The 8,490-nt window shown below is 70.4% G+C and carries 8 protein-coding genes and 1 pseudogene; 5 read left to right on the top strand and 4 right to left on the bottom strand.

All coding sequences use genetic code 11. The features are described from left to right. Positions 1-49 precede the first annotated feature (49 nt). Both SPR02S_RS50775 and SPR02S_RS50770 read right to left on the bottom strand, forming a co-directional pair. The gene (locus SPR02S_RS50775; protein ID WP_019064745.1) at positions 50-1,468 is read right to left on the bottom strand and encodes an NAD(P)/FAD-dependent oxidoreductase; all 1,419 of its coding nucleotides are present in this window, start codon (positions 1,466-1,468) and stop codon (positions 50-52) included. A gap of 9 nt (positions 1,469-1,477) precedes the next feature. After that, entirely contained in the window at positions 1,478-2,131 is a 654-nt protein-coding gene (locus SPR02S_RS50770) for a rhomboid-like protein (RefSeq protein WP_019064744.1), read from the bottom strand. On the opposite strand from SPR02S_RS50770, the gene SPR02S_RS50765 reads away from it, so the two are divergent. Further along, positions 2,130-3,044 carry an aminoglycoside phosphotransferase family protein gene (locus SPR02S_RS50765; protein ID WP_019064743.1) on the top strand — a complete coding sequence of 305 codons (915 nt, stop codon included), beginning with the start codon at positions 2,130-2,132 and terminating at the stop codon, positions 3,042-3,044. The genes SPR02S_RS50770 and SPR02S_RS50765 overlap by 2 nt on opposite strands. An 8-nt stretch (positions 3,045-3,052) precedes the next feature. On the opposite strand, the gene SPR02S_RS50760 is transcribed toward SPR02S_RS50765, so the two are convergent. Further along, positions 3,053-3,985 (bottom strand): LysR family transcriptional regulator, encoded by a 933-nt coding sequence (locus SPR02S_RS50760; RefSeq protein WP_026151646.1) that lies wholly within the window; start codon positions 3,983-3,985, stop codon positions 3,053-3,055. Positions 3,986-4,142: 157 nt separating this feature from the next. On the opposite strand from SPR02S_RS50760, the gene SPR02S_RS50755 reads away from it, so the two are divergent. The 3 genes from SPR02S_RS50755 (at position 4,143) to SPR02S_RS50745 (ending at position 6,986) form a co-directional block, all read left to right on the top strand. Continuing rightward, positions 4,143-5,402 carry an MFS transporter gene (locus SPR02S_RS50755; protein ID WP_019064741.1) on the top strand — a complete coding sequence of 420 codons (1,260 nt, stop codon included), beginning with the start codon at positions 4,143-4,145 and terminating at the stop codon, positions 5,400-5,402. After that, complete coding sequence (locus SPR02S_RS50750) at positions 5,399-5,884, top strand: GNAT family N-acetyltransferase (protein WP_019064740.1); 486 nt, start codon at positions 5,399-5,401, stop codon at positions 5,882-5,884. Before SPR02S_RS50755 ends, SPR02S_RS50750 begins: the two co-directional genes overlap by 4 nt. A 73-nt stretch (positions 5,885-5,957) precedes the next feature. Next, positions 5,958-6,986, top strand: coding sequence for a DUF4037 domain-containing protein (locus SPR02S_RS50745; protein ID WP_019064739.1), 1,029 nt, complete (start codon positions 5,958-5,960; stop codon positions 6,984-6,986). 448 nt (positions 6,987-7,434) lie between these two features. Here SPR02S_RS50745 and SPR02S_RS58315 read toward each other — a convergent pair. After that, positions 7,435-7,758, bottom strand: a pseudogene (locus SPR02S_RS58315) (STAS domain-containing protein); the annotation flags it as partial. 218 nt (positions 7,759-7,976) lie between these two features. Here SPR02S_RS58315 and SPR02S_RS50735 point away from each other — a divergent pair. Next, entirely contained in the window at positions 7,977-8,423 is a 447-nt protein-coding gene (locus tag SPR02S_RS50735; RefSeq protein WP_019064737.1) for a helix-turn-helix domain-containing protein, read from the top strand. The last annotated feature ends 67 nt before the right edge of the window (positions 8,424-8,490 follow it).

The raw sequence follows: 8,490 nt of genomic DNA, 5'->3' as shown, positions 1-8,490 counted from the left end.
GCCCCCACCGGCCCGCACCCGACAACGAACCGCCCCCAAGCCCCAGGCCTCAGTGCCGCCCAGCCACCCGATCAGCAAGCCGCGCCAACCGCGACGACTCCCCACTGAACCCGCCCAGTTCACGCCGATCCGCCACCCGATACGTCGCGTACATCCCCTGCACCCCCAACCAACGAAACGGCTCCGGCTCCCACTTCCGCACCTTGTGCCCGACCCACGGCAGCCCGGTCAGATCAGTCGCCCCCGCCTGCCCCGAGTCCAACTGGACCAGATCCCGCAACGTCCGCGCAGCGAGATTCGTCGTAGCCACCCCCGACCCGACGTAACCCCCCGCCCACCCCAGCCCCGTAGCCCGATCCAACGTCACCGTCGCGCACCAGTCCCGCGGCACCCCCAGCACCCCCGACCACGCATGCGCGACCCGCACCCCCGCAAGCGACGGAAAGAACCGCACAAGAATCTCCCGCAACGCCTCGACCGTCGAAGCCTGCGTCCGCCCGTCGTTGTCGGTCCGCGACCCGAACCGATACGGCACCCCACGCCCACCCAACGCGATCCGCCCATCACCGGTGCGCTGCGCGTACATGTACGCATGCGCCATGTCCCCCAGCGTCTCCAGCCCACCCCACCCCACCGACTCCCACTGCGCCTCACTGAGCGGCTCGGTGGCGATCATCGAGGAGTTCATCGGCAACCAGGTCCGCCGCTGCCCCTTGAGACTCGCGGTGAACCCCTCCGTGCAGCGCAGGACATAGGGCGCGCGAACAGTGCCGTAGGGCGTCACCGCATGCTTGGGCCGAATCTCGGTCACCGGCGTCGACTCGTGAATGGTGACGCCCAACCCGTCCACCACCGCCGCAAGCCCCTTCACCAGCTTCACCGGATGCAGCCGCGCACCGTGCGGCGTCCACGTGGACCCGACCGCGTCCACGACCCGGATCCGCTCACCGGTCTCCCGCGCGCCGTACAACTCGCGATCCGTCTCGCCGTACGACAACTCGTGCTCATGGAAGGCCTTCAGCCGCGCCAACTGAGCGGGCGTACAAGCGACTTCGAGCACCCCACCCCGATGGATGTCGGCCTCGATCCCTTCCGCCTCCGCCACCGCGACGACCTCGGCGACGGTGTCGTTCATGGCCTTCTGCAACCGCACGGCGGCATCCCGGCCATGGAGTTTCGCGTACCGATCGCGACCGGCGATGCCGTTGTAGAGCCACCCACCGTTCCGCCCCGAGGCGCCGTACCCGCAGAACTTCTGCTCCAGGACGGTGACCCGGAGAAAGGGCGCCGCCTTCTTCAGGTAGTACGCGGTCCACAGCCCCGTGTACCCGCCGCCGACGATCACGACATCGGCGGAGGCGTCACCCCCGAGTGGCTCCCGTCGCACCGGAAAGCCGTCATCCGCGTACCAGAAGGAGACGCCACCGTTGACGACACCACTCACGCCACCACTCGCCGAACCGCTCATATCCGGACGCTAACCCCTGAGCGCGGCGACTGTCTCCTTCGGATTCCATGCTTTTCCACAGCCCCTGACCAGCGGATAACACGCCAGCCCGATCAGCACGGACGTGAAATGCCCAAGATCGGTGAAGGTCCGGCCGGTCGCCAACGGCACCCCGTACACCGCCAGTACGACCACCAGATACGGATACCGCCACGGCACCGCGATCCGGTACACCAGCACCCCCACCACCCCCGCCAGCGCGTAACTCACCCCGATGTCAAGGGTGTTGACCGCGGACTGCGGCGCCACGCCCCTCCTGATCGCCTCCAGCAGCGCCCCCTCGCTGATCAGCGTGGCCAGCACATGCGCGGCCACACACACCATCAGCCACCGCGCCGTACCGAGCCACCGCTCGGCCTGCGCGTGGAACACCGTGTAGAGCACGGCATACGGCAACCAGCGCCCCCCATCCATCCACATCGCGCTCGCGAACAGCACCCGCACCGGATTGTTCGACAACTCGTGGATATTGGTGGACCGCTGCCGCAGGAACTCCTGCTCGAACTCCGGCGACATGTGGTGCACGGCGACCGTGGTGACGAACAGGATCCCCAGCCAGACGTACGTGCCGGGGGCGCTGCGGACGTACGCCCACACCCTGTGGAGGCCCCGGGTAATTCGCATGAGCCGATTCACGCACGCAAGTATCGTCGGAGCCGTGATCGACATTCCGGCCGCGCTGGTCGCCAGTTACGAGAGTTTCGGCGGGAAGGCGGGAGAGGCCTTCGCCACCGCTCTCCGGGAGCGGGCCGCGCGGTTCCTCGACCAGTGGGAGCTGCGCCTCGACGGGCCGTCGATGAACGGCCGGTGCGCGCTGGTCCTGCCCGTGCTGCGGGCGGACGGGACACCGGCCGCGCTCAAGCTCCAGGACGTGGACGAGGAGACGGCCGGGGAGCCGGTCGCACTGCGGGGCTGGGACGGCGAGGGGGCCGTACGACTGCTGGAGGCCGACGCCGACACGGGCACGCTGCTGCTCGAACGGCTCGACTCGGGGCGGGTGTTGGCGGATCTACCGGACTCCCGCGAGGCCACGCTGGTCATCGCCCGGCTGCTGGCCCGCCTGACGGCCGTCGAGGCACCGGCGGGGCTGCGGCGGCTCGGTGACCTCGCGGCACAGTTGCTGGACCGGACCTCGGCGGCACTGCCCCAGGTCTCCGACCCGGCCGAGCGGCGGCTGCTCGCGGACTGCGCGGCGGCGGTGCGCGAGGTCGTCGGCGAACCGGGCGACCGGCTGCTCCACTGGGACCTGCACTTCGAGAACGTGCTGGCCGCGGACCGCGCTCCCTGGCTCGCCATCGACCCCAAGCCACTCGCGGGCGACCCCGGCTTCGACCTCCTCCCGGCCCTGTGGAACCGCTTCGACGCGGACGAGGTCGGATGGCGGTTCGACGCCATGACGGAGGTACTCGGGCTGGACCGGGACCGGGCACGCGCCTGGACGCTGGGCCGGGTGCTGCAGAACGTGCTGTGGGCGGTGGAGGAGGGACGCCCACCGTCGCCGGACCACCTGGAGATCGGCCGGCGGCTGCGCGGCTAGGTCTGTTTTTACGCCCAGGCCGGTGTCCAGGTCTCCGTGTCGTCGGAGTGACCAGGCCCGCCGCCGTCGTGGAGGTGATCGCGGAGGGCGGCCAACGCGGGGTGCCGGTTGTCGCGGTGGCGGACCAGGGAGTGCGGGTAGACCGGAGTCGGATTCCGTACGGCGATACGGCGCAGGTCGTGACCGGCGGGCCAGACCAGGCGGGTCTGCTCGCCGACAAAGGTCGCCAGGGAACGCGAACCGGCGATGGTGTCCAGCAGCGGCTCCACTCCAAAATCGGGCCCGTTGCTCTCGATGGTGAGTCCGAAGGCCGCGGCGAGCGCGTCGTAGTAGGCGGCCCACTCGGTGCCGGGGACAAGGCCCGGCATCCAGATCCGGTGCCCGGCGAGATCGGCCGGGGTGAGGGTGCGGGCGGCGGCGAGTGCGTGGGCCGGGCCGGTGAGGAGCTGGACGGGCTCGTCGAAGGCCCGGCTGACCTCGATGTCGTCGGGGAGCCGGCGGCCGGTCATGGTGACGGCGCGGAAGGACGCGTCGACCGTGCCGGAGCGGATGGCTTCCACGGCCGCGTCGGCGTCGAAGAGGGTCACGACGTCGAGTTCGAACTCGGGGCGGGCGCGATGGAAGTCCCGTAGGAGCGCGGCCGGGGCGAGCCCGCGGCCGATCACGTCGACACGCAGGGCGCGGTGGCCGGGCCGGACGGAGGCGAACGCCCGCGCCTCGGCCCGCAGCAGATCGCGGGCGGGCGGCAGGAACGCCCGCCCGTCGACGGTCAGTTCGGCCCCGCGCGGGGTCCGCGCGAAGAGCCGTACGCCGACGGTCCGCTCCAGCGCGGCGATCCGCTTGGAGACGGCCTGCTGGGTGATCGACAACTCCATGGCCGCGTCCTGGAAGCGGCCCGCGTCCGCGATGGCCACGAAGGTGCGCACAGCGTCGAGATCCACGTCGGCGACGATACGGGCGGCCACTGACAATCGCTGCTCACCAGGTGACACAACCAGAGGTTGTAACCTCGCGGCGCGTCGGTTGTTTGACCGGTGAGGGTGCCCCTCGGTTGGATCCCTGAGGTCAACGCGGGGCTGTTCGACCGAGGGAGTGCGAGTGGGCAGGCGGGCGCTGGGGCGCCGGTTCGGGTGGCTGTGGGCGTCGTTCGCGGTCAGCTCGTACGGCACCGGGCTCGGGTTCGGCGCGTTCCCCTTCATGGCGATCCTGGTGCTGCACTCCGGGCCGACCCAGGTGGCGGTGCTGGCCGCCTCGGGGCGGGCGGTGGGGGCCCTGGTCGCCGTACCGCTGGGGCCGTGGGTGGAGTTCCGCCGCAAGCGGCCCGTGATGATCGCGATGGATCTGACCCGGTGCGCGGCGCTGCTGACGGTCCCCGTCGCGTTCGCGTTCGGGCTGCTCACCTTCGCCCAGCTCCTCGTCGTGTCGGTCGTCGTCGCCGCCGCGAACATCGCCTTCAACGCGGCCAGCGGCTCGTACCTGAAGGCGCTGGTGCCGCCGGAGGACCTGCTGGTCGCCAACTCCCGCTTCGAGTCGACGACTTGGACCTCGACCATGCTCGGACCGCCGCTCGGCGGGGCCGCGATCGGACTGTTCGGGCCGGTGACGACGGTGGTGGCCGATGCCGCCAGTTATCTGCTCTCGGCCCTCGGCATCCGGGCCATCGGCGGGACGGAACCGCGCCCCCAGCGGAGCGGTGCGCCGCGGCTGCGCGCGGGCGATCTGCTCGACGGCTGGCGCTACCTCCTCGCCCACCCCACCCTGCGCCCGTTGCTCCTCAACGCGATGGTGGTCAACGGTCTGATCATGGCCGCCGAGCCGCTGCTCGCCGTACTCATGCTGGGTCGCCTCGGCTTCTCGCCCTGGCAGTACGCCCTCGCGCTCGCGGCCTCCTCCGGCGTCGGGGGCTTCGTCGGCTCGCGCCTCGCGCGCCCGCTGGCGGCCCGGTTCGGAGCGCGCAGGGTGCTGCGGGTCTCCGGGGTGCTGCGCGCGTGCTGGCCGGTCGGGCTCGCGTTCGTCCGCCCCGGAGTCCCCGGGATGCTGCTCGTCATCGGCGTCCAACTCGGCCTGGTGACCTGCATCGGCGTCTTCAACCCGCTGCTGGCCACCAGCCGCCTCGAACACACCGCCCCCGACCGGGTCGCCCGTACCCTGACCGCCTGGTCGATCAGCACGAGTGCGGCGATCGCGGCGATGACGGCGGCATGGGGGGTGCTGGCAGCCGCGACCACCCCGCGCACGGCGATCGCGCTGGCGGGGATCCTGCTGCTGGCGAGCCCGCTGCTGCTGCCGCGCAGGGAGCGGCAATGGGCTCACCACGAGCAGGGCAAAGACCCGAGCCCGACTAGCCTCACCCCATGATCCGCACCCCGACCCCCACCGACATCCCCGTCATCCACGCCCTGATCCGCGAACTCGCCGCCTACGAGAAGGAACCCCAGGAGGCGAGGGCGACCCCGGAGCAGCTCCACGAGGCGCTCTTCGGCCAACACCCGGGCGCCTACGCCCACATCGCGACCGACGACACCACCGGCGAACCGGTCGGTTTCGCCCTGTGGTTCCTCAACTTCTCGACCTGGCGCGGCGTCCACGGCATCTACCTGGAGGACCTGTACGTCCGCCCCACCGCCCGCGGCACCGGCCACGGAAAGGCCCTCCTCACCGAACTGGCCCGCATCTGCGTCGACCGCGGCTACGAGCGCCTGGAGTGGTCCGTCCTCGACTGGAACCGCCCCGCGATCGACTTCTACGAAGCGCTGGGCGCCCGACCCCAGGACGAGTGGACGGTGTACCGGCTGACGGACGGGGCGTTGCGGAAGTTGGGGGCACCGAACGGGAGTTGAGGGGGCGACGGCGAAAATTCGCGCGCACGATCATGTGGAGATTGGGCAGGGTCGGGTCATGAGCTTCACGAATATGCCAACTTTTTTACCGGGCCTCGAACTCTCCCGCCGTTTCTACACAGAAGCCGTCCGCCCCCTCCTGGAGGAAACCGCCCCCGACCTCCCGCACTCCGCCGCCCGCATCGGCAGCGGCTCCGAGGTCCTCGGCTACGACACCCCGCGATCGGCGGACCACGAATGGGGCCCGCGTCTCCAGCTCTTCCTCCGCCCCCGTGACGTCCCCCGGCACGCGGGCCGCATCAGACACCACCTCGCCGAACACCTCCCGAAGACCTTCCACGGCTACCCGACGAACTTCGCCCCGACGGGCGACGGCGACATCCGCGTGATGCGCCCCACCGACGACCCCGTCCACCACCGCGTCGAAGTCACCCACACCACGGCCTGGTTCAAGGCGACACTCGGCTTCGACGCGACCGACGCCATCACCACAGCAGACTGGCTGACGACCCCCACCCAACTCCTCGCCGAGGTCACGGCGGGCGCGGTCTTCCACGACGGTCTGCACGAACTCGGCCCCGTGCGCCACACCCTCCGCTGGTACCCCCGCGACGTCTGGCTCCACGTCCTGGCCCGACAGTGGCAGCACATCTCCGAACAGGAAGCCTTCGTGGGCCGCTGCGGCGAGGTGGGCGACGAACTCGGCTCGGCGATGGTCGCCGCCCACATCACCCGCCACCTGATGCGCCTGTGCCTCCTGATGGACCGCCGCTACCCCCCGTACGACAAATGGCTGGGCAGCGCCTTCTCCCGCACGACGGCCGGCCACCGTCTGATCCCGGTCCTCACGGCAGCCCTCTCGGCCACGGACTGGCACACGAGGGAGAAGCACCTCGCCTACGCCTACGAAGCGGTGGCGGGCATCCACAACCAGCTGAACCTGACCGACCGCGTCGACCCGACCACCCGCCTGTACCACTCCAGACCCTTCCGCGTCCTGCACGCCGAACGCTTCGCCAGAGCCCTCACCGCCCGCATCACGGACCGGGCGCTGAGGGAACTGCCCGACGAGAACGGCGTCGAGTCCACGTACCAGGGCTGACTCGGACCGACCCAGAACGCCCCAGACCGGTCAGTCGAGCAGGCTGTCGCCCTCGACCGTGTGCGTCGAGCCGTGGGCCAGGTGCAGGGTGAGGGTGCCGGTGATCCCGCCGTCGGGGTCGCCGTCGGGCCACCAGGCGGTGAAGCGGCCGTCCTGGATCGTGGCCCCGGTGGTGTGCCCGTGGTCCCTACGGTGATGCCCTTGACGTCCGAACCCGCCCAGCCGACAACGCAGTTGAGCTCCTCGTCATCGCTGCCGTCCAGGCAGCGGGCCGACCGGCCGTCGCGCGTGACGACCGTCGAGGCGACCTTCCCGCGCAGGTCCGCGTTACTGATCACCGGCTCGGCGCCGCTGCCGGTCGAACGACAGCTCACTGCAGGCCGTGGTCGCGGCACCATCGCTCGATGTCGTGGCCCCCCGCTGCGAGCGTATGGCGCCAGTGGCTGTCGGCGGTGATGGCCTCCGGGACCGTCGGGTGGATCGAGAAGACCTTGGCGAGTCCGGTGATGCGGAAGATCCGGATGATCCGCTCGGACGACATCACAAGGTGCAGTGAACCCTCGCGCGTCCGCAGCCGCTTGAGGCCGCCCACGAGAGCGCCCAGGCCGGTCGAGTCGAGGAACTCCACGCCGCGCAGGTCCCCGATGAGGTACAGGCTCCCCGCGTCGACGAGTTCGATCAGCTTCTCGCGCAGCTGGGGGGCGGTGTACACGTCGATCTCGCCTGCGGCACGCAGGACGGCACAGCCATCCCCCGCGCTCACGGAATCCAGATGAAAGTGCTGCACTTCGGCCTCCGCTGCTCCGGGCCGGCTTCTCGACGACACCACGACGACACCACGACGGCCGCGCGTCGGTACACCGGCTCCTCACCATCTGTCATTCTGGAGACTGACAGAGCAATGCATGGCATTACGCTAGGGCGCTCGGCGGACGATTGTCAACGCCGAGGCTGATTTGTCATTGCAGCGGATGACACCTGGGAGTGGGCATGCGGGTCGAGGAAGCCATCGGACGGCAGATCGCGCGTCTTCGGGAAGCGCGGCGAATGTCACTCGCCGAGTTGGGCGAGGCAGTGGGGCGCTACCTGGGCAAACCCTGGAGCCGACAGGCCGTCCACCAGGCCGAACGCGGTGGCCGTGCCTTCACGGCCACCGAACTCACCGCCCTCGCCCTGGCCCTCGACACCTCGATCCCGGCGCTCTTCCTCACGGACGAGGAACGCGTCGATCTGCCCGGCAGGGAGATCTCCTCCGAGGAGTACAGAGGCGTACTCCTGCACGCGGACAAGGACACCCCCCTGGACGGCGTCGAGGAACTCATCGTGGCCCTGCACGACATCGGCGAGGTGCTGTCCAGGCCCGCGCTGGTCCGCCTGGCGAAGATCGGCCGGGTGGCGGAGCAGGGCACCGGGCCACGGGAACGCCACCTGCCGTGACGGAGGGGCCGGTCTCCAGGGAGTCTCCGGGGGCTTCACATCAGATGTCCCCGGCCCTGGGCAGGGC

Origin of the sequence: Streptomyces prunicolor NBRC 13075, assembly GCF_000367365.1 — a bacterium.
Taxonomy (GTDB): domain Bacteria; phylum Actinomycetota; class Actinomycetes; order Streptomycetales; family Streptomycetaceae; genus Streptomyces; species Streptomyces prunicolor.
This window is presented reverse-complemented; position numbering and strand designations above follow the sequence as displayed.